A 20,871-nucleotide genomic window follows, 5' to 3' on the forward strand; every position below is an offset into this window, starting at 1 on the left:
GTCAGCTGCTCCCCTCGACCAGTTTCGACAGCACGAAGACAATGGCGAAGCCGATCGCCAGCATCACGGCGGCCAATTGCTGATATTGCCGCTCCTCCGCTTCCGGAAGCAGGTTCGTGACCGTCAGATAGAGCATGCCGCCGGCGCCGGTGCCGAACAGGAAGCCGAGGGCCGGCTTCGGCAGCTCACGCAGGAAGAACCATCCGGCCAGTGCGGCGGTGAAGATCGCGAGACCGATCCCGCCCGTCCACAGGAGGATGCGCCGCCGGTGCGACGAGCCGTTCTCCGCCTCGGTCCCGCGGATCACCTCGCCGATCGCCAGGCCTTCGCTGAAATTGTCGATGGCGATGGCCAGCGCCACCAGCAGTCCGAGGTTGGGATTGATCGCGCTGCCGACGCCGATGCTGAGCCCTTCGATCAGCTCCTCGACGCCGGTGCCGCCGGCCAGCACGGTGACCATGCTGCCGCGCGGCGGATGCGCGCGGTGAAAGCGCTTTACGCGGCGGCGCTGCTCGGCCTTTTCCCCTGCCACGGCGCCGCGATGGATGAACAGGTCGAAGGCGTAGATGACGGCGAAGCCGACGGCAAAGCCGCCGACGGTCATCGGCAGCGAGCCGAGCTTGACGGCTTCGGGCAGCATGCTGAAGCAGGTGGTGGCCAACAGGACGCCGCTGGCGAAGCCCAACGCGATCGACATGAAAAGCGTGGTGGGCTTGCGCCACAGCGCCACCAACCCCCCGCCGACGGAGGCAATGGCGGCGGCGGCGCCGATCGCCGCCACGACGAATACTTCGCTCGACATGGCGAAACTCGCGAGAAGCCCGGACTTTCCCCGGCACCGGCAGCACAGGCGCAAACGCTTATCGCGCTCCTGGCAGCGAGAGTTCCGGCCGCCGCATATCCGCCGTAAAGGCGCCCCGGTCAGTCCGCCGCGGCGTCGTGCACGGCGGCGTCCTTCGCAGGCGTCGCCGGCTTGGCGTATTTGGCGCGGCTCTCGTCGTCGCGGTGCTTTTTGGCGACCGCCGCGGTGCCGCCGGCCGTCTCGTTGTACATCGCGAGGTTCTCGAGCTCGTCTTCGCGCGGCGGCGTGATCGCCAGGTCGGTATAGCTGCGGCGGTTCGGGTCCTTCAGCACCTTGCGGACGATGGCCGTGCCCCTGTGCAGGCCGCGCAGGTACTTGAAGATCTTCGTTCCCACTTCGAGTGTCAGCCGGGGGTAGAACACGAACGGGCTCTCAATCGGCATCGTCGGCCGCCGGTCGCGCCGGTATTTGCGGCGGATGATGCCGCCTTCCAGCGGGTGCACCTGCTCGATGCAATACATCAGGTAGAACCACAGCATCAGCCGCATCTTGGTGCGCGGCCGGCCGTTCTTGATCGCGGCGGAGCGGCGGATCACCGTCTCGAAATGCTCCGGCGAGTAATAGGAGTGCCAGGCCTGCTCGATCGCCTCGCGCCACTCGTCGTCCGACATTTTCGGGTGATGCGTGACGCGGTGGTTCAGGTCGTATTTGTTGAGATCCGGATCCATCCAGACGCCCTTGGCGAGCAGGACCTTATGGTCCTCCGAGCCCGGCAGCGGCGTCAGATAGAAGAACTCGAGCATGTCGATCGGCAGCTCGCGCTTGATGATCTCCACGTCGTGCAGGATGCGTTCCTTGGTGTCGGTCGGGAAGCCGGTGATGTAGCCGGCATAGGTCATGACCCCGTGCTCGCGCCACTGCTGCAGCATGTGGCGGTATTCGGTGATCTTGTTCTGCCGCTTCTTGGCGGCCATCAGGTTGTCGGGGTTGATGTTCTCCAGCCCGATGAACACCCGGTTCACGCCGGCCCGCGCCGCCTTGTCGATGAAGCCCGGGATCTTGTGGCACAGCGTGTCGACCTGGATCACCAGCTTGATCTTGATCTTCTCGATCTCTTTCAGGTGGATCAGGCGGTCGAACAGCACTTCCCATTCGCGGTTGCGTGCGAAGTTGTCGTCGGTGATGAAGAACTTGTGGACGCCGAGTGCTGCGTTCTCGCGGATGATGCGCTCGAGATCGTCCGGCGTGCGGAACCGGCTCTTGCGGCCCTGCACGTTGATGATGGTGCAGAACGAGCACTGGAACGGGCAGCCGCGGCCGAGATCGAAGCTGGCGCGATTGCCTTCGGTGCGCTCCACCGCATTGCGCCACAGAAGCGGCGTCGGCTGGCCTTCCAGCGCCGGCAGGCTCTTCATGTGATTGTAGAGCGGCTTCAAGGTGCCGGCATAGGCGTCGCGCAGCACCTCGTCGAGCATCTGGTCTTCCGCCTCGCCGGCGAACAGCGCGATGCCCATCGCCTGCGCGTCCTTGATCTCCTGCGGCAGCTCGGGGAGCATCGACAGGCAGCCGGACACATGAAAGCCGCCGAGCGCCACCTGCAGGCCCTCGGCGAGGAACTGCTTGGCGAGGTCGATGGCGCGCGGAAACTGGTTCGACTGCACGCCGACGAAGCCGATCAGCGACCGGCCGCCCAGGCGGCGGATCTCCGCCGCGATCTTCCTCGGCTGGATGCGGGTATTGGTCTCGTCCTGGGTGACGAAGCGGAACTTGACCCCCAGACCCAGCACCTGGCGCCGCTCGCAATCGAGCGCGAGCCCGTTCAGCACGGCCAAAGTATTGGCCGGGATGGCGGATTTGACCCACTGAATGGGATAGCCGTCATCGTCGTAATGCGACGGCTTGATCATGACGAAGTGGAAGAGCTCGGTCTCCGCTGACGCCATGTGATGGGTCCCCTTGCTCGTCGAGGTCGGTAGAGAATCAGCGCCCTTTGTATAGACGATAACCCGCAAAGGCCAACCACGCCATGTCGGGTCGTGGCCATAAATCGATTGTGGATATTCAGCGGCACTGTCGCCCGGCAACGGCCGCCGCGCCTGCGCGTTTCCGGCAGGACAGAAGCGAACAATGGGAGATTACACCATGCCGTTCTGGTCCATTCGCCCCATTGCCGAGCCGGACGATCCGCGCTGGCTCGACCATCCGCTCTGGGCCGAGGTCATCGTCCGCGCGGAAAGCGCGGCCCAGGCACGGCTGTCGGCGGCCGACGAGATCGAAGCGGAAGCGGAAGGGCGCAGCGGCTTCGACGACGAGAAGCTCTACTGGGTCCGCCGCCTGGGCGATGCCGAAGCCGCGCCCTTCGCCGGCTTCGCCGGGCCGGTGGTGCTGCAACGTCCCGCCGCCTAGGGCGTTGCTCCCCTGACCAACCCATCTATCGGCGGAGGCCAAGATGAACGCGATGAGCCATGCGGAGCAGGCGAAGCTGTGGGAGATCGTGCGCGACATCCCGGTGGCGCTGCTCACCACCGACGACCGCGGCACCCTACGCAGCCGCCCGATGGTGGCGCAGCAGCCGACTTTCGACGGCACGCTCTGGTTCTTCACGCGCCGCAGCAGCCATAAGTCGATCGAGCTCGGCGACAACTACCACGTCAATCTCAGTTACGCCTCGCCCGAGCAGAACGCCTATGTCTCGGTCTCCGGCCTGGCGCAGGTGGTGCAGGATCCGGCGAAGCAGCGCGAGCTGTGGAACGACGAGGTGGCGCGCTGGATCCCGTCCGATCCCGCCGACGACGACCTCGCCTTGCTCAAGGTCGAAGTGCAGCAGGCGGAATACTGGAGCGGGCCGGCGACGGGCGGGGCCCAGAAGCGCCCGGCGCGACGTGCGAGCCAGCAGGGCAAGGTGAGCTTCGACTGAGCCGCTTCAGACCGCCATCGAGCGGTCGGCGCGCAGGCGATCCACCGCGAAATCGACGAAGGCGCGCACGCGGCCCGAGACGCTGCGCCCTTCGCGGTGGACCACATGGATCGGAATGGGCGGCGGCTCGAACTGTGCGAGCACCAGGGTGAGGCGGCCGCTCCGCAGTTCCCGTGCGGCCTGATAGGACAGCACGCGGGTCAGGCCGTGGCCGGCAACGGCCGCGGCAATCGCCATCTCCGCCGTGTTGGCCACCAGATGCGCGAGCGGGCTCACCGTCTCGTTCCGGGATCCGTCGCGGAAAGTCCAGCCGGCGGGCGCGATGCCGGGCGCGAAGGTCACGATCCGATGCCGTGACAGATCGGCGGGGCGGGCAGGCGCGCCATGCGCCGCCAGATAGGACGGCGCCGCGCAGACCACGCGGCGCACTGCGCCCACGCGGGTGGCGTTCAACGTGGAATCGGGCAGATGCGCGATGCGGACGGCGACGTCCAGGCCCTCGTCGATCAGATCGACGACCCGGTCGACCAGCAGCGTGCGCAGGCTGACCGCGGGATGCCGGGTCAGGAAGTCGATCGCGATGGGGGCGACATGCCGGCGGCCGAACATCGCCGGCGCGGTGATGGCCAGCGTGCCGCGCGGCTCGGCATGCAGGCCGCCGGCCGCCGCTTCCGCCTCCTCGACTTCATGCAGGATGCGCCGGCAATCGGCGAGGAAATGCGTGCCGGCCTCGCTCAGCCGCATGGCGCGGGTCGTGCGGTGCAGCAGGCGCACGCCGATCCGCTCTTCCAGGGCCGCCACGGCGCGCGTCGCCACCGGTGCCGAGACCCCGAGCCGCCGCGCCGCGGCGCCGAAACTGCCGGCTTCCGCGACCGCCGCGAACAGCCGCATCGCTTCCAGTCGGTCCATCGGATAATTTCTAAATCAGGAATAATAAATTGCCAATTGGAGATATTCACTCCAGTAGGGGAATAGTCCATTTAACGAAGCAGCGACGGATCTCGCCGTTGGAGCGCTCTTCGATGCCGGACCATAATGTCGATCCCGATGCCGCCTCCCCCTTTCATGCCGGCGAGCAGGCCGTGCAGCGACGGGCCGGGGTCCGCGAGCGTGCCGAGATGATGGGCCGCCGGATGGTGCGGGATTTCATGCCGGACCAGCACCGCGAATTCTTCGCCGAGCTGCCCTTCATCGTGGCCGGCAGCGTCGACCCGGAGGGCCGGCCCTGGGCCTCCATGCTGGTCGGCCATCCCGGCTTCGTCGCCGCGCCGGATCCCTGGACGCTTCGCATCGAAGCCCGGCACGGCTTCGGCGACCCGGCGGCAACGAACCTGCGTGTCGGCGGCCCGATCGGCCTGCTCGGCATCCAGCCGGAGACGCGGCGGCGCAACCGGATGAACGGCATCGTCACCGCCGTCGATGGCGGCGGGTTGACCGTCCGGGTCCGGCAGAGCTTCGGCAACTGCCCGCAATACATCCAGGCGCGCGCGCCGATCTTCGTTGCCGATCCGGATCCCGTCGCGCCACGCGTCGTGCGGCAAGAAGCGGCGGCGCTCACGTCGGCCGCCATCGCCTTGATCGCGGCGGCGGACACGCTCTTCATCGCCACCAGCGCGTCGTTGCCGCCGGGTGATCCGGCCGGCGGTGTCGATGTGTCGCATCGCGGCGGCCGGCCGGGCTTCGTGCGCGTGACCGAAGAGCACGGCCGCACGGTGCTGACCATCCCGGATTTCCGGGGCAACAACGCCTTCAACACGTTCGGCAACATCGCGCTGGATCCGCGCTGCGGCCTGTTGTTCGTCGACTTCGCCACCGGGGGCTTGCTCACCCTGACCGGCACCGCCGAGATCGTCTGGGACGGCGCCGAGCTCTCCGCCTTTGCCGGCGCGCAACGCCTGCTGAGGTATCGCGTCGATCACGGCGCCGCCATCGCCGACGCATTGCCGTTCCGCTGGACCGCAGCCTTGCCGGCGCCGCAGCTCGCTGCCACCGGCAGCTGGACCGACATCTCTTCGCCGGCTTGACGATCAGGGCTCGTCGTCGGCCGGCACCTCGATGGCGACAATCTCCGCTTCGCCTGTTCCCGCCGGCACGGTGTCGCCGATCCGCTTGCCGGTCAGCGCCCGCGCCAGCGGCGCTGCATAGGACAGCGAGCCCTTGGCCGGATCCGCTTCGTCCAGGCCGACGATGCGGAAGCGCTGACGACGGCCGTCATTGCGCTCGATGGTGACGGCAAGGCCGAACCGTACCTCGTCGGCATGGTCGGGCGGCGGCACCAGCTCGGCGCTGGCCTGCCGCGCCGCCCAGTAGCGCAGGTCGCGGGCGGTCTGGGCAATGCGGGTACGGTCGGCGCTTGCCTGGGCTGCGGCGAACTCGGCGCGAAGGCGGGCGACTTCGGCCTCTATCCGGGCAAGGCCGCGGGCCGTCACCAGATTGCGCTCGGGTCCGATCAGCCGGTCGGGCAGCTCCCCGACGCTGTCGTCGCCGTCCGTTTCCTTCACGAATGCCCGGCTCATGCCGCCATTCTACGCGCTCGGGCCGGCGCCGGCGAAGGCCGGCCCCCTTCGGCCGTTCCACACCACATCTTGTGGGGCCGCAGAATGTCACAACCTATGCATCGTGTTGTTCTTCGAAATTCCTATGCCAAAGGGCGAGGCCGTGCGACACTCCAGCTTCGGGGGACATGCTTTCGAGGGAGCGCGGCGGGGATGCCGAGCCATATCGAGTTGCGTCTGCCCCAGTGGACAGGTCGGCCCGCCATCCAGGTGGAGATGCGGCGCGAGGTCGTGCAGGACCTTGCCATGGCGACGGGCGAGGATTGGCTGGCAGGGCTGATCGGCGCGGTCAGGGCCGAGCAGCCGGCGGGGACGCGCCGCTTCCTTGCGGCGCTCGAGCAGGCCCAGGAGCAGGCGATGGTCGTGTTCCATCTGGCCGCGGACGAGCATTGCGCGGCGGCCGAAGTGGTTCGCTATCTGTCCGAATCCCAGAAGCGCCGCGCCTGAGCGCATCGGGACGACGCGGCGAGACAAGACGGGGCGAGACAAACAGGAGCGTGGACGCATGTCGAGTTATGTCGAGCTGCAGCGGTCACGCGATGTGGAAGGCGGCGTGCGGATTGCGCTGCCCGACGATGTGACACGCGCGATTGCATTCCGTCTGGACGGCGAATGGGTGACGGCTTTGCACAGCGCACTGACTTCGCATCGCCCGCGTGGCGGCGAGCGCTTCGTCGAAGCGCTGGGCGCGGGCGGGCAGGCGGCGGCCGTGCTGTTCGAGATGCCGGCCCGTTCGGAAGGCGACCCGCCGATACACGTGGTGCGCTGGACCGATGAAATGGCGCCGCTGACGGATGTCGCGCCGTCCGCCCTGCGCCAGGCGCGCCTGCGGAAGCCATCGGTCATCTGATCGCCAAACCGTCGGAGATCTGCGCTCGCCATGTGTAATTTGGGCATGCGCGGGCGCGCTTGACTTCCGCATCCACCGGCAACAAATCGCAGGTCATCGGAACCGGGCGGGGTCGGGCAAGGCATGAGCGGATCGAAGCAGTTGCGGCTGGGCGCCTTCATGCGCCCCGTGAGCATCCATACCAGCGCCTGGCGCTATCCCGGCTCCTTCCCCGACGCCAATTTCAACTTCGCCCATCTGAAGCGCTTCGCGCAGAAGCTGGAGCACGGCAAGTTCGACGCTTTCTTCATGGCCGATCACCTGGCGGTGATGAACATGCCGATGGCGGCGCTGAAGCGCAGCGCCACGGTGACGTCCTTCGATCCGCTGACCCTGCTGCCGGCGCTGGCCGCGGTGACCGACCATATCGGCCTGATCGCGACGGCCTCGACCACCTATAACGAGCCCTATCACGTGGCGCGGAAATTCGCCTCGCTCGACCATATCTCGGGCGGGCGCGCCGGCTGGAACCTCGTGACCTCGGCCAACCCGCAGGAAGCGCCGAATTTCGGCTTCGACGAGCATCTCGCGCATGGCGAGCGCTATCACCGCGCGCGCGAATTCTTCGATGTGGTGACCGGCCTGTGGGACAGCTGGGCGGACGACGCCTTCATCCGCGATGTCGCGAGCGGCGTCTATTTCGAGCCGTCGAAGATGCGCGCGCTCAACCATGTCGGCGAGCATTTGAAGGTGCGCGGGCCGCTCAACGTCGCGCGGCCGGTCCAGGGCTGGCCGGTGATCGTGCAGGCCGGCGCCTCCGATGCCGGCCGCCAGATCGCCGCCGAGACGGCGGAGGTGGTGTTCTCCGGCGTCAACAACATCGAGGCCGGGCGCGAGCTCTACGGCGATCTGAAGCGGCGCATGGTCGCCTATGGCCGCAACCCGGATCATCTGAAAGTGCTGCCCGGCGCCTTCATCGTGGTCGGCGACACGGTCGATGAGGCGCGGGCGAAGAAGAAGCATCTCGACAGCCTGGTGCATCCCGACAGCGGCATCGCCACGCTTTCCGTGCGGCTCGGGCACGACGCATCGAAATTCGATCTCGACGGGCCGCTGCCGGAGATTCCGGAGAGCAATGCCTCCAAGAGCGGCCAGCAGAAGCTGGTCGAGATGGCGAGGCGCGAAAACATGACGGTGCGCGAGCTCGCGCAGTATGTCGGCGGCGCCTTCGGCACGCTGGAGATGATCGGCACGCCGAAGACCATCGCCGATCAGATGGAGGAATGGCTGACGACCGAAGCCTCCGACGGCTTCAACGTCATGTTCCCCTATCTGCCGCAAGGCCTCGACGACGTGGTCGACCGCGTGGTGCCGGAGCTGCAGCGCCGCGGCCTGTTCCGCCGCGACTACGAGGGCGCCACCTTGCGCGAGAATCTCGGCCTGCCCCGGCCGGCCAACCGCTTCTTCGCCGACAGCAAGGCGGCGGCGGAGTAGCCGTCGCCTGGGCCGCCGGGCCGGCTCAGTCCTTGCGGCAGACGAACCAGACGTTCATCGGATCGTGCGGAAGGACGTGGCGCTCGACATTTGTGAAGCCCGCCTTGCGCAGCATCGTCTCGGCCGTTTCCCAGCCCCACATCGTCCCCAGACCCTCGCCGCCCTGGCCGATGGAAACCGGCGTGCAGTGCGTGCAGGAGATGGCATACAGGAGCGCAGCCATCGGGAAGTCCAGATTGTTCTCCAGCCGGGCAGAGCCGCCGATATCCTGCATCAGGTAGATGCCGCCGGATCGCAGCGCGCCGAACAGGCCGTGCAGCAGGGCTTCCGGATCCTTCTGGTCGTGGACGGCGTCGAAGCTGGTGATGAAGTCGAAGCGCCGTCTCTCGTCGTAGCCGGTCAGGTCGCGCCTCTCGAAGCGAAGGTTCCCGAGACCCTGCTGGCGCGCCGCCTCGGCGGCGAAGTCGATGGCATCCGCGCAGAGGTCATAGCCGACGAAGCGGCTCCGCGGATAGCGGGCCGCCATGGCGAGCAGCGCCGAACCGCGGGCGCAGCCGGCATCCAGCACGTCGATCCCGCTTTCGAGACGCCTCATCACCTCCGGAAGCAATGGCAGGATCGTCTCGAACAGCTGGGCCGTTACCGTCTGACCGCTATCCTCCGCCATGATCTGGTGGAAGCAGGGATACTCGTCATAGCGCGTGCCGCCGCCGGTCTCGAAACATTCGAGCACGCGGTCCTGCACCGCGCCCATCACCGCGACATGCTGCCCGAACACCGCGAGATTGCCGAGCGCGCCCTTCCGCGTCAGGCAGGCAGCATGCTCGGGCGGCAATGCGTAGGTGCGCCGGCCCGTGTCGTAGATGACGATGCCGCCGGTCACCATCGCCGCCAGCCATTCGCGCACATAGCGCTCCGCAAGTGCCGCGCGAGCGGCAATCTGCTCGCTGGTCGCCGGGGGCAATTCGGCCATCACATCGAACAGGCCGGTGCGGTGGCCGACCGCCATCATGTTCGCGACCGCGCCGCTGTCCAGCACCTGCATGATGCGGCCGGCAAAGGCTTCCGCGGCAGTGCGGTCGAAGCCGGAATTGATTTCTGCTGCCTGGTTCATGTCGCATTCCTCCGTGCTGCTTATGCGCCCGGAATAGCGCCGGCCGCGGCGACGCGGCAGAGGCCGATTGGACAGAACCGGGGCATTTGCGCCAGTCTCGCCCGATGCTGGCGCAGAACCGCGACAGGCCTGTCTCCGTAGGCTTGCTGGCCTTGCCGGAATCGACTCCGACGGCGCTTTACGGCCTCTACGAGGTCTTCAACTCCGTCGGCGCCGCGTGGTCGGAACTGACCGGCGAGCCACCCGCCGGTCCGGCGATGGACGCCCGCATCGTCGCCGAAAGGCGCGAGCCCTTCGCCTGCGCCCTGGGCCTGCCGATCACGCCACACGCCGCGCTCGGCGACGAACTGCGTCCTGACGTTGTCGTCGCGACGGATCTGAGCCTCAACCCGCAGCAAGATCCACGCGGCCGCTGGCCCGCGGCCAGCGCCTGGCTGCGTCGGCAATACGACCGGGGCGCGATCGTGGCTTCTGTCTGCACCGGCTCCGTGCTGCTCGCGGATGCGGGCCTGCTCGAGCATCGGGAAGCGACGACGCATTGGAGCGCCGCCGCCCTGTTCGCCACCTACTTCCCCAATGTGACGCTACGTCCGGAGCGCATCCTGTCGCTGGACGGGCCGGAGCAGCGCATCGTGACCAGTGGCGGCGCGGCCTCCTGGGAAGATCTGGCGCTCTATCTGGTCGCGCGGCTCTGCGGCGGCACGGAGGCGGCGCGCGTCGCCAAGCTGTTCGTGCTGGGCGACCGCAGCGAGGGCCAACTGCCCTTTGCCATGCCGGACCGGCCGCGGCGGCATGACGACGCGGTCGTCGCCCGATGCCAGGAATGGCTCGCTGACCACTACGCTGCCGCCGATGCGGTCGCCGGCATGCTGGCGCGATCGGGGCTCACCGCGCGCACGTTCAGCCGGCGCTTTCGCGCCGCGACCGGGCACGCACCGCTCGACTACGTGCAGGCATTGCGGATCGAGGAAGCCAAGCAGCTGCTGGAATCGACCGGCGAGCCGGCCGACGCCATCGGACGCCTGGTCGGCTACGAGGATCCCGCCTTCTTCCGTCGTCTGTTCAAGCGTCGGACGGGGACCACGCCGGCGCGCTACCGGCAGCGATTTCAATCCGTGGGAAAGCCGCCTCGGGGCGGCAAGGCAGAGCATCCGTGAGTGCTTGCCCTATTGCCGTGAATTGAACGCGCAATCCTCCCGGCCGTCCTTCAGGCACTCGCGAAACCGCCCGGCCTGTTCGATCCGCTCACCGGCCCGCTCGCGCGCCGCGTCCAGGCAGCCGCGATAGGCCTCCAGGTCCTGGATGTATTTCTCGATGTCGCTCTCGCAGCGCAGCGCGCCGGAAGTCTTGTCGGGGCCCATCACGCCGGTTGAGCAGAACGGCTGCACCGGCAGCGTGCAGGCGGATTGCGCCATAGCTGCCAAGGGCAACGTGGCGAAGGCGAGCGCCATGCCCGCACATCGGATGGTTGTGATAGCCATTGCGCCCCATCTTCGCTGGTCCCGGGCCTTCAGAAAGATGCGGCGGCGGCCCTGGGTTCCCCGGCGAGCTTCCGCCGGGCGGAGAGCGGCGGCCCCGAGCGAAAAGCACTGGCGCTGTATTTGCTTTTGGTGTAATATTTGATTCCGGCTCGGACCAGCGAGGCGCTTGCTCTTTTACATTGTGAACCGGCGCCGAGCCGCTTTCGCCCGGCCTTCGCGAGCGGCGGAGAAGAGAAACGACGTATTTTCAAGAGGATGTTCCGGGACTGCGCCTCGATCGGCGGGCTTCGGGCGCTCCGATCCGCGCTCTGAAGCGCTTGACGGGCTTGGCATCCCATGCGAGTCCCCTTTAGGGCGGAACAGAAGCGCCGCGGAACAGAAGCGCCGCGGAACAGAAGCGCCGCGGAACAGAAGCGCCGCGGAACAGAAGCGTCGCCACCGCCGTCGTGGCCGGGCCCAGCTCTAGGTCCCAGAACTGGCCGGCCACCCACGCGGCCGCCGCAACTCGGCGGAGAGCCGTGGATGCCCGGATCTTCGTCTGGGCATGACGAAGGGGAGGAACAGATGCGCCGGCTTCGGCGAACGCCGGTCCGCCCCCGCATGGGTACCCGGGTCAAGTCCGGGTACGACGGCAGAGGGGAACCGGCGCGGCGGAGAACGGTCTCCTGCGGCGCGGAAGAGGGAACAGATGCGCCGCCTTCGGCGAACGCGTGTCTGCCCCCGCGTGGAGACCCGGGTCAGGCCCGGATGCGACGACGGAAGGGAACAGATGCGCCGCGACTACAGGCGGCTCTCGAACCCCGTGAGAAAGCTCCGGATATTGTCGCCGAGTTCGGGCGCCAGATAGCCGCCTTCCTGCACCAGCACGGTCGGCAGCTTGAGCCCGGCGATCGCCTGCGCGATGCGGGCGAAGCCCGGCGTGGTGATGGCGAGGCCTTTCAGCGGATCGCCCTCATAGGCGTCGAGGCCGAGCGCCACCACCAGCGTGTCGGCAGCGAAGGCGCGGATGCGGGCGAGCGCGATGTCGAGCGCCTGGAGATAGCCGTCATCGGCGGTGCCGAGCGCGAGCGGCAGGTTGAGGTTGTAGCCGAGCCCGTCGCCTTCGCCGCGTTCGGCCGCATAGCCGACGAAGTAGGGATAGAACTCGGCCGGATCGGCGTGCAGCGAGACGGTCAGCACGTCGGGCCGGCGATAGAAGATGCCCTGCGTGCCGTTGCCGTGATGCACGTCGACATCGAGCACGGCGACGCGCCGGCGCCGCCGGGTCAGCCATTCGGCGGCGATGGCGGTGTTGGACAGGAAGCAGAAGCCGCCCGCCTTGTCGGCATAGGCATGATGGCCGGGCGGCCGGCACAGCGCATAGGCCACGCGCTCGCCTTCGGCGACCAGCGCGGCCGCATGCACCGCGCTGTGCGCCGCCCACACCGCCGCATTCCAGGTGCCCTGGCCGACCGGGGTGCCGGAATCGGCCATGTGGTAGCCGGCGCGGCCGACGATGCCGGTCGGATAGCTGGCATAGCCCGTCATCGGCCGGACATTGGCGATCACCTCGTCCGAGGCGTCGGGCAGCGCCTGCCAGCGCGCCCAGGCGGTCTCCAGGAACTCGAGGTATTCCGGCGTATGCACGGCGGCGCGTGGGCCGGGGCCGAAATCTTCCGGCGCCACCAGCGTGTGGCCGCCGGCGTGGATGCCGGCCAGCAGGCGGTCGGCACGCTCCGGCTGCTCGGCGCTGCGGGTCATGCGCCCGCGCACCAGGAAGGTCTGCGGGTCATGGCTCTGATGCTTCTCGCTGTAGACGACTTTCATGGCTTCCGGCCCGCTCTGCGTGACCGGAACATGCTAGCGGAATCTGCCGTCCCGCGGCAGTCGCGCGGGACGGCAGTGCCCGGCTCAGGCGCGGCGGCGGCGCAGCCGGCCGACCAGCAGGCCGCCGGCGGCAAGGATTGGCAGCGCATCCGGCTCCGGCACTTCGGCGTCGCGGCCGAGCACACGGAGCGCGGTCTCGGGATCGTCGGTGATGATGCCGGCGAACTGCCCGACGATCAGCTTCCCGTCCACCATCCGCTCGAAGCGCAGCGACATCAGGTCCGCCATGTCGACCGGGTCGTTCACCGTGTAGGCGAACAGGTCGAGATCCTTGAGCGCGGCGAGGATCAGGAGATCCTCTTGGATCGCCGCGTTGGCGCCGACCATGGCGTAGAAGTCGAGCACCAGCCCATCGACGCCCAGCGCGACTAGCGTGTCGAGATAGCCGTCGCGCGCCGCGGTGTCGGCAAGGCCGGCGAAGGTGCCCCAGAAGCCGATATGGAAGATCGAGCTGGCATCGGGCAGGTTCCCGGCCAGGTCGGCGACCGAGACGTCGTTCCAGCCGAAGGCGATGGCGCGACCGGGATCGAATCCGGTCGCGTCCATCGCCTGCCGGATCGCAGCACCCGCATTGTTGACCTTGACGTCGAGCACGATGCCGCTCTGCTCCGCCTTGGCGAGCAGGAAGGTCTCCGCGAGGGTGGGGATCTTCTCGCCCGTGTACTTGCCGCCGAACTTGGTGGCGTAGTTGGCTTCCAGCGCCTGCAGCTCGGCCAGGGTCTTGCCGGAGACCGTGCCGCTCGTGCCCGTCGTGCGGGCGAGCGAATCGTCATGGCTCAGCACGGCCTGCCCGTCCTTGGTCAGCCGCACATCGACCTCGAAGTAGTCGGCGCCGATGCGCGCCGCCTGGCGGTTCGATTCGCTGGTGTTCTCCGGCGCGAACATCGAATTGCCGCGGTGGCCGACCACCTTGAAGTCGGCCCTGGGGTCGATCGCCTGGGGAAACTCGACCGCCTTGCCGCTGCCGGTCTCGTAGTGGCCGACGATCTCCTGCTCGGTCAGGGCGCGATTGTAGATGGCGACGTCGTCGATACCGCCGGTGAAGAAGCGGTTCGGATTGCCGTTGTTGAAGTCGGCGCCGATGGCGGCGAGCTGGCCGGCCGGGATGATCGAATCGAGCGCCGCCAGCGTGTGCCGGTCGCGCAGCACGCCGTTGACGTAGATCTTGGCGCTGGTCCCCGCCGCGTCGTTGGGATCCAGCACGCCGACCACGTGGATCCATTCGTTGAGATGCTGGTCGAGCCAGCGGCCGGAGACGCCGGGCCGCTCGGCGGCGCCGTTGGCCGTCGCCGCCTTGAAGCGCAGCTCCTTGTTGCCGCGGTCGAGATACATCACGTAGTTGTCCTGCGTGCTGTCGAAGATGCCCTGAAAGGTCTCGCTCTGGTTGGCGAAGGCGTCCTTGACCCGGATCCAGGTCTCGACCGTGACGGCCTTGCTTCCGGTCATCGCGCCGAGCTGCGGCACGGCGACGTACTTGCCGCTGCCGCCCTGATAGGCGGCGTTGGCATCGCCGGTCAGAGCGCCGCCCGTCGTGCCGGGATTGCCGGTCGCCGTGCCGTCATAGCCATTGCCGGAAAGGTCGGTGGCATCGACGCCGCCACCCGACTTGGTGCCCAGCCGCCAATAGGCGACCGGATCGGCCGCTGTGATCAGGTCGCTATAAGGTGTCGCTGCCGCATCTCGCGCGGCGCCGCCGACGGCGAGAAGGCAGATAGCCGCTATCGCCGGCCGACCGGGCCGGAGCAATGAACCAATGAACGCCATTACTGATCCCCTCTTCGACTCGCGTGGCGGCCGACGGGCCGCGCGCGGGCGGAACGCTAGGCGGCGGTGCCCTGCGGCGGATCAACGTTGCTTGAAAGTTGCGTGAAGATTTGGCGATGCGGCGGTCAACGACGCAGCTTGGGCCGAACGGCGTAGACGCCCGGCGTGCCGGTTTCGTCGGTGGTTCGAGCCCGTCCGGTCGCGCGGGCACGCCGGGCAGCCGGCCGAGGCGAGGCGGCCCCTGCGGGACCTGCCTCGGACGCGCTCTCGGCCGAGATCAGGCCGACATATTCGTCGTCACGGTTGACGACAAGCAGCCACGGCAGATCATGCCGCTCCAGCAATTGCCGGGCCGTGCCGATATCGTCCTGCTCGTAGCAATAGGGAATGTCGGCCGACATGTGGTCGCGGACCCGGCTTGCCCGCGCATCCTCGGCGGCGGCCGGCACGGGCGGCTGGTCCTTGCGCTGCGCCAGATGCGCGAGCGTGTAGATGCCGACGATCTCATCGCCGTCCACCACCGGCAGCATGCTGAGATGCGCCGCGCGCATGCGCCCCGCGGCTTCCGAAACCGGATGGTCCGGATGCAGATATTCGTCGGTCGGCAGCATGACGCCGGCGACCCGAGACGTCTTCTTGCTGCCAGGGCGGTCCGGCATGCGCGCTCCGCAGATGGTCACAACCGAACGAAACGCGGCGCCGGGCCGCCCGGTTCCGCGGGAGGTGCCGCATCGGCGCCACGATTGAGTGGCGAGATGGCGCTTCGAAAAAAATGCCGGTTGGGAGGTCGAGCGTGCCGGATCTGACCCTGTTCCATATCGCGCCCTCACGCTCCTCCATCGTCCATTGGATGCTGGAGGAGGTGGGGCAGCCCTACGAATTGCGGGTGCTGAACCACAAGCAGGGCGAGAACCGCAGCGCCGAGTATCTGGCGATCAACCCGATGGGCAAGGTGCCGGCGCTCCGCCATGCCGACGCGATCATCACCGAGGCGGCGGCGATCTGCTGCTATCTCGCCGATGCCTATCCGGAAGCGGGCCTCGGCGTGCCGCTGCTCGACCGCCGTCGCGGGCCCTATCTGAAATGGCTGTTCTTCGGGCCGAGCTGTCTCGAGCCCGCGGTGGTCGACCGCATGTTCAAGCGTGAGGAAGCGCCCCGCGGCGCAGTCGGCTGGGGCGATTTCAACAGCGTGATGGACGTGCTCGCCGACGCGCTCCGCCCCGGTCCCTACCTGCTCGGCGAGCAGTTCACCGCCGCCGACGTGGTGATCGGCTCAGGCTTGCGCTGGGGCATGGCGGTGAAGGCGATACCGGAGCGTTCCGAGTTCATCGTCTATGTCGGCCGCCTGGAGCAGCGCCCGGCGCTGCAGCGCGCGGTCGAGCGGGATCTGGCGCTGGCGGCCGATGCGAGCGCCTGACGCCTCAACCGCGCAGCGCGAGCCGGCGGTAGCTCAGGGCCTCGGCGATGTCGGCGCGGCGCACGGACTGCGCGCCGGCGAGATCGGCGATGGTGCGCGCGGTGCGCAGGACGCGGTGATAGCCGCGCGCGGTGAGCTTGAGCGCCCCAGCCGCCTCGGTGAGCAGGGCGCGTCCGGTCGCGTCCGGCGCGGCGATGCGCTCCAGCAGCTCGCCATCGGCTTCGGCATTGGTGCGTAGCCCCGTGCCGGCATAGCGCGCGGTCTGGAGCGCACGCGCCGCGGCGACGCGCGCCGCGACTTCGGTGCTGCCCTCGGCTGGCGGCGGCAGGCTCAGATCGGAGGCCGCGACGGCGGGCACGTCGACCTGCAGATCGATGCGGTCGTAGAGCGGGCCGGAGATGCGCGCCTGGTAGTCGGCGGCGCAGCGCGGCGCGCGCGAGCAGGCCTGCGCTGCGTCGGCGAGGTGGCCGCAGCGGCACGGGTTCATCGCCGCGACCAGCTGGATACGCGAGGGATAGGCGACATGCGCATTGGCACGCGCCACCACCACCTTGCCGGTTTCCAGGGGTTGCCGCAGCGAATCCAGAACCGGCCTTTGGAACTCGGGCAGCTCGTCCAGAAACAGCACGCCGAGATGGGCGAGGCTCGCCTCGCCCGGCTTGGCGCGCTGGCCGCCGCCGACCAGCGCCGCCATCGAGGCGGAATGGTGCGGCGCGCGGAACGGCCGCTGCCGGATCAGCCGGCCGCCTTCCAGTTCGCCGGCGAGCGAGGCGATCATGCTGACCTCCAGCGCCTCGGCCGGATCGAGCGGCGGCAGCAGCCCTGGCAGTCGCTGCGCCAGCATCGACTTGCCGGCGCCAGGCGGGCCGATGAAGAGCAGGTTGTGATTGCCGGCGGCGGCGATCTCGAGCGCGCGCTTCGCCGTCTCCTGGCCCTTGATGTCGCGCAGATCGGCATGGGCGGCGTGCGCCTCCGTCATGCGCGGCTCCGGCCGGGACAGCACCTGGGTGCCCTTGAAATGGTTGACCAGGCTGAGCAGGTCGGGCGCGGCGACGATGTCGGCGCCGTTCGCCCAGGCCGCTTCGCCGCCACAGGCGGCCGGGCAGATCACGCCGCGGCCGGCCTCGGCGGCGGCGAGCGCCGCGCAGAGCACGCCGGCGACCGGGGCGATGCCGCCGTCGAGGCCGAGCTCGCCGAGCGCGGTGTAGCCCGCGATCTCGTCGGCCGGCAGCGCGCCGAGCGCGACCAGCAGGCCGAGTGCGATCGGCAGGTCGTAATGGCTGCCTTCCTTGGGCAGGTCGGCGGGCGCGAGGTTGACGGTGATGCGCTTCGGCGGCAGCGCGAGGCCGATGGCGGCGAAGGCGCCGCGCACCCGCTCGCGGCTTTCGGCCACGGCCTTGTCGCCGAGGCCGACCACGGTGAAATGCGGCAGGCCGCCCGAGAGCTGGACTTGAACGTCGACGGCGCGCGCTTCCAGACCCTGAAAAGCCACCGTCCAGACCCGCGCCACCATGCCGAACCAGCCCCCTCGCCTCGCCACCTATGCGAGTGTAGCGCGGGAGAAGCTAGCCGTCTTGCATCAGGCCGCGAGGCTGTCGGCCGAGGTCTCGATACGGTCCCGGATGGCGCGGGCGACCTCCTGCGGATGGGTGGCGATCATGAAATGCGCCGCCCCCGGGATGGCGAGCCCGCGGCCGCGCTTCAGGTGCAGGCCGAGCAGCTCGTTGGCTCGCCTGGCGGCGGGGTGGCTGTCGCCGCCCCACAGCGCCAGCGCCGGCAGGTCGAGCGCGGCCAGTGCCGCGACCGGCAGGCGGCAGCCATAGGCGCTGGCCCAGTCGAGCAGGTTCGACGGCGTGGTGCGCACCGCATAGGCGCGCACCCGCTCGGGCCAGCCGGCATAGGTGCCCTGGCCGCCGTAGAAGTCGATCATCGCGGCGATCGCCTCGGCATTGCCGGCCTGGAAGTCGGCGGCATAGGCATCGCTCATCCGCCGGAAGGTGCCGTAATGCTCCGCCTCGCCCAGTTCGCGCAGGATGCCGGGCGCCGGCGCCTCGGCGATGGTGAGGCTGGCCAGCGGCACCCGGCCGCGCAGCGCGACGGCAAGGCCGACCAGGCCGCCGAAGGAATGTCCGACCAGATGCACAGGCCCGCCTGCACGCCGGACCACCGTCTCGACGATGGCGGCCTCGTGGCAGATCGAGGCATCGAGGCTGGAACGCCGCTCGGCGGTACCGCCGTAGCCGAGCAGGCTGGTGGTCACGCAGCGGCAATGGCCGCCCAAGGCGGCGATCACCGGGCGCCAGGCGGCGCCGGTGCTGCAGGAGCCGGGGACCATGACGACGGTCGGCGCATCGCTGCCGCCGCCGCCATGTTCCTCGTACTCGATGGGTCCTGCCGGCTCGTCGATCATCGTCGCGGCTCCGTCATGGGAGAAGCGTCCGGCCCGCCCCGGGGGAGGGGGAAAGCGGGGCGGGCCGGGGCGGCGGTCAGCCCCAGCGGGGCTGTTCGCCGAGATCGATGCCGAGCGCCGTCTTGCCGACGATCTCGCGGGCGAGCAGCGGGTTCGACGGATGGAAGCGGCCGCACCGCGCGTCGCGGAACAGGCGCTCCAGCTCGTTGCCCTTGAACATGCCGCCGCCGCCGGACAGCTCCATGGCGAGGTCGGCGATCTTCCAGCAGGCCTCGACCGCGCGGTGCTTGGCCGAGACGATGCGGGCCGGCCAGGCGGCGCCGTGATCCACGCCGCTCGACCACTCCTCGCCCACCTGCTCGAGATGCGGCTCGATGCCCTCCAGCGCCATCACCATGTCGGCGACGGTCGACTGCACGCCGGGGTGATAGGCCATCGAGCGGGTGAGCCCGAGCGAACTCTTGCCCTTCACCGCGGCGATGCCGAGATCGAGCGCCCGCTTGGCAACGCCGCAATAGATGTTGCCGAAGCCGAGCAGCGCCCAGGCGAACATGGCGACGATGAAGTTGTCGGCGCCGCCGGCCGGCAGCACGCGGGCGACGTACATGTCGGGCACGAAGGCACCTTCGAGCACGACGTCGTCGCTGCGCGTGGCGCGCATGCCGAGCACGTCCCAGTTGTCCATCACCTTGAAGCCGCCGGCATCGCGCGGCAGGAAGGCATGCACCACTTTCGGCCCGCCCTCGGCGTCTTCCCAGGTGGCGTGCAGACCATAGCGCGTCCAGACCGGCCCGAGGCTGCCGAACATCTTGCGGCCGGTGATGCGGAAGCCGCCCGGCACCTTCTCCGCCTTCGCGGTGGAGAGCAGCACCGGCAGGTCGTTGCCGCGCTCGGCATGGCCGGCGGCGAAGATCTCGCCCGCCATCGCCTCGCGCAGGATCCATTCCAGCGACTTGTCCCCGGCCCGCCAGAGATCGGCGGCAACGCCGACCCAGTAGAGATGCATGTTGATGCCGAGCGCGGTCGCCGGGGCGTGATAGGCGAGGCGGCGCTGCTCGCGCTCCACCTCGGCGAGGCTCAGCCCCTTGCCGCCGAGCTCGCGCGGGATGTTGCAGGTCAGATAGCCCGCCTTCTTGAGGTCCTCGAAATCCTCGGTGAAGAAACGGTTCTCGCGGTCATAGATGCCGACACGCTTGGCGCAGCGCTGCAGCAGCTCGTCGGTCAGAATGTGGGTCCGCTCCGTGACGATCGACATCGTCGTCTCCTTCATCCCTTGTGCGCATCGGCTGGCCTCGGGCCGGCGCCGACGGTGCGCAAGGAATGCGGGGAAATCGGCCTCCGGTCTGTGAACCGCGCCACACCGCTGAGACGCAGGTCACTTCAGGAAGCGGTCGTAGAGTCCGAGCACGATCTCCAGCGCGATCAGGGCGATGATGTACCATTCGAGCCGGTGGCTCGTGCGCGTGGAAAGCAGGTCGGCCATGGTGTCGGCCGTATCGCGGATCACTTCGAGCTTCTGGCCGATGGCCCGCGCGCGTGGTGCGAGGTCGTATTCGTCGGCGAGCCGGATCCACAGCCGCTCGAGATGGGAATGGTCCCACAGCACTTCCGGGCGGTCGGCCATCTCCACCCGGCCGGCAAGGCGCTGCTGGATCAGCAGGGCCTCCCCGATCTGCGCCATCAGGTCGGACGGCCTGCCGGCAAGCAGCCGGCGGTGCTGCAGGCTGGAGGCGATGCGTTCCACCCGGTCGAAAGCCTTGGCGATGCGGCGTTCGTCATAGGCGAGGTCCACGCTGATCGCGAGCGCTTCGGCGACCAGCAGCAGCCGCTCCGGCGCACGGTTCTTCAGCTCGATCGTGCCGTTCGGCGTCGGCTGCTCGCCCTCGGTCTCGCGGAACAGCAAGGTGGCGGTCTCGCTCTCGCGTTCCGGCAGCGGCTCGACGATGCGCTCGCCGAGGCCGCGGATGACGTCCTCCTCCTCGACCGGGTTCAAGCCGATGAACACCGCGGCGCCGAAGCGGAACAACACCACGGTCCCGCCGCCGGCGGTGGGAAACGCGAGCGGATGCAGGGAGAACTGATCGGGCCGCTCCAGTCCCTTCAGATCGATCCGCTCGCCGAGCTGAATCGCGCGCGCGATCAGAAGCTGGTTGTTCGGCGCGGGATCGGGCATCTGCATGCCCGAACACATACCCGGCCGCACCCGAATTGTCTTGGGCGCG

General features: G+C 68.7%; 21 protein-coding genes. 8 read left to right on the top strand and 13 right to left on the bottom strand.

The features are described from left to right. Position 1: 1 nt before the first annotated feature. Positions 2 to 802, bottom strand: a complete 801-nt coding sequence (locus DT074_RS21285) for a ZIP family metal transporter (protein WP_119421880.1) — start codon at positions 800 to 802, stop codon at positions 2 to 4. Between the two features lie 119 nt (positions 803 to 921). Then, on the bottom strand, positions 922 to 2,745 hold the full coding sequence (locus DT074_RS21290; RefSeq protein ID WP_119421881.1) for a B12-binding domain-containing radical SAM protein: 1,824 nt from the start codon (positions 2,743 to 2,745) through the stop codon (positions 922 to 924). 199 nt (positions 2,746 to 2,944) lie between these two features. On the opposite strand from DT074_RS21290, the gene DT074_RS21295 reads away from it, so the two are divergent. Both DT074_RS21295 and DT074_RS21300 read left to right on the top strand, forming a co-directional pair. Beyond that, positions 2,945 to 3,208: a hypothetical protein gene (locus DT074_RS21295; protein ID WP_119421882.1), complete on the top strand. Its 264-nt coding sequence runs from the start codon at positions 2,945 to 2,947 to the stop codon at positions 3,206 to 3,208. Between the two features lie 43 nt (positions 3,209 to 3,251). Then, on the top strand, positions 3,252 to 3,719 hold the full coding sequence (locus DT074_RS21300; RefSeq protein ID WP_119421883.1) for a pyridoxamine 5'-phosphate oxidase family protein: 468 nt from the start codon (positions 3,252 to 3,254) through the stop codon (positions 3,717 to 3,719). A 6-nt stretch (positions 3,720 to 3,725) separates the two neighbouring features. Here DT074_RS21300 and DT074_RS21305 read toward each other — a convergent pair whose 3' ends face one another. Beyond that, positions 3,726 to 4,628 (bottom strand): LysR family transcriptional regulator, encoded by a 903-nt coding sequence (locus DT074_RS21305; RefSeq protein WP_119421884.1) that lies wholly within the window; start codon positions 4,626 to 4,628, stop codon positions 3,726 to 3,728. Positions 4,629 to 4,741: 113 nt separating this feature from the next. On the opposite strand from DT074_RS21305, the gene DT074_RS21310 reads away from it, so the two are divergent. After that, positions 4,742 to 5,743: a pyridoxamine 5'-phosphate oxidase family protein gene (locus tag DT074_RS21310; RefSeq protein WP_119421885.1), complete on the top strand. Its 1,002-nt coding sequence runs from the start codon at positions 4,742 to 4,744 to the stop codon at positions 5,741 to 5,743. Between the two features lie 3 nt (positions 5,744 to 5,746). Here DT074_RS21310 and greA read toward each other — a convergent pair whose 3' ends face one another. Next, a complete protein-coding gene (gene greA / locus DT074_RS21315; RefSeq protein WP_119421886.1) occupies positions 5,747 to 6,235 on the bottom strand; it encodes a transcription elongation factor GreA in 489 nt (162 codons plus the stop codon). Between the two features lie 192 nt (positions 6,236 to 6,427). Here greA and DT074_RS21320 point away from each other — a divergent pair, with 192 nt between their 5' ends. From DT074_RS21320 to DT074_RS21330, 3 genes are all read left to right on the top strand, one after another. Next, positions 6,428 to 6,721 carry a hypothetical protein gene (locus tag DT074_RS21320; protein WP_119421887.1) on the top strand — a complete coding sequence of 98 codons (294 nt, stop codon included), beginning with the start codon at positions 6,428 to 6,430 and terminating at the stop codon, positions 6,719 to 6,721. A gap of 58 nt (positions 6,722 to 6,779) precedes the next feature. Continuing rightward, positions 6,780 to 7,124 (top strand): hypothetical protein, encoded by a 345-nt coding sequence (locus DT074_RS21325; protein ID WP_119421888.1) that lies wholly within the window; start codon positions 6,780 to 6,782, stop codon positions 7,122 to 7,124. Between the two features lie 123 nt (positions 7,125 to 7,247). Then, complete coding sequence (locus DT074_RS21330; RefSeq protein WP_119421889.1) at positions 7,248 to 8,597, top strand: LLM class flavin-dependent oxidoreductase; 1,350 nt, start codon at positions 7,248 to 7,250, stop codon at positions 8,595 to 8,597. Between the two features lie 25 nt (positions 8,598 to 8,622). Here the strand turns inward: DT074_RS21330 and DT074_RS21335 are convergent, their stop codons facing one another. Further along, entirely contained in the window at positions 8,623 to 9,711 is a 1,089-nt protein-coding gene (locus DT074_RS21335; RefSeq protein WP_119421890.1) for a class I SAM-dependent methyltransferase, read from the bottom strand. A gap of 104 nt (positions 9,712 to 9,815) precedes the next feature. Between DT074_RS21335 and DT074_RS21340 the strand changes: the two genes are divergently transcribed. Further along, positions 9,816 to 10,868, top strand: a complete 1,053-nt coding sequence (locus DT074_RS21340) for a GlxA family transcriptional regulator (protein WP_119421891.1) — start codon at positions 9,816 to 9,818, stop codon at positions 10,866 to 10,868. 9 nt (positions 10,869 to 10,877) lie between these two features. Here DT074_RS21340 and DT074_RS21345 read toward each other — a convergent pair whose 3' ends face one another. From DT074_RS21345 to DT074_RS21360, 4 genes are all read right to left on the bottom strand, one after another. Further along, on the bottom strand, positions 10,878 to 11,162 hold the full coding sequence (locus DT074_RS21345; protein ID WP_162915076.1) for a hypothetical protein: 285 nt from the start codon (positions 11,160 to 11,162) through the stop codon (positions 10,878 to 10,880). An 810-nt stretch (positions 11,163 to 11,972) separates the two neighbouring features. Continuing rightward, complete coding sequence (locus DT074_RS21350; protein ID WP_119421893.1) at positions 11,973 to 12,998, bottom strand: histone deacetylase family protein; 1,026 nt, start codon at positions 12,996 to 12,998, stop codon at positions 11,973 to 11,975. An 84-nt stretch (positions 12,999 to 13,082) separates the two neighbouring features. After that, positions 13,083 to 14,822, bottom strand: coding sequence for a glycerophosphodiester phosphodiesterase family protein (locus DT074_RS21355; protein WP_119421894.1), 1,740 nt, complete (start codon positions 14,820 to 14,822; stop codon positions 13,083 to 13,085). A gap of 125 nt (positions 14,823 to 14,947) precedes the next feature. Further along, positions 14,948 to 15,481: a CBS domain-containing protein gene (locus DT074_RS21360; RefSeq protein WP_119421895.1), complete on the bottom strand. Its 534-nt coding sequence runs from the start codon at positions 15,479 to 15,481 to the stop codon at positions 14,948 to 14,950. A 134-nt stretch (positions 15,482 to 15,615) separates the two neighbouring features. On the opposite strand from DT074_RS21360, the gene DT074_RS21365 reads away from it, so the two are divergent. Beyond that, complete coding sequence (locus DT074_RS21365) at positions 15,616 to 16,239, top strand: glutathione S-transferase family protein (protein ID WP_368744827.1); 624 nt, start codon at positions 15,616 to 15,618, stop codon at positions 16,237 to 16,239. A 4-nt stretch (positions 16,240 to 16,243) separates the two neighbouring features. Here DT074_RS21365 and DT074_RS21370 read toward each other — a convergent pair whose 3' ends face one another. From DT074_RS21370 to DT074_RS21385, 4 genes are all read right to left on the bottom strand, one after another. Further along, positions 16,244 to 17,752 carry a YifB family Mg chelatase-like AAA ATPase gene (locus DT074_RS21370; protein WP_119421897.1) on the bottom strand — a complete coding sequence of 503 codons (1,509 nt, stop codon included), beginning with the start codon at positions 17,750 to 17,752 and terminating at the stop codon, positions 16,244 to 16,246. Positions 17,753 to 17,818: 66 nt separating this feature from the next. Continuing rightward, positions 17,819 to 18,649, bottom strand: coding sequence for an alpha/beta fold hydrolase (locus DT074_RS21375; protein WP_119421898.1), 831 nt, complete (start codon positions 18,647 to 18,649; stop codon positions 17,819 to 17,821). A 76-nt stretch (positions 18,650 to 18,725) separates the two neighbouring features. Then, entirely contained in the window at positions 18,726 to 19,904 is a 1,179-nt protein-coding gene (locus tag DT074_RS21380) for an acyl-CoA dehydrogenase family protein (protein WP_119421907.1), read from the bottom strand. A gap of 120 nt (positions 19,905 to 20,024) precedes the next feature. After that, positions 20,025 to 20,828, bottom strand: a complete 804-nt coding sequence (locus DT074_RS21385; RefSeq protein ID WP_162915077.1) for an RMD1 family protein — start codon at positions 20,826 to 20,828, stop codon at positions 20,025 to 20,027. Between the last annotated feature and the right edge of the window lie 43 nt (positions 20,829 to 20,871).

Source organism: Desertibaculum subflavum, from assembly GCA_003576705.1.
GTDB lineage: Bacteria > Pseudomonadota > Alphaproteobacteria > Ferrovibrionales > Ferrovibrionaceae > Desertibaculum > Desertibaculum subflavum.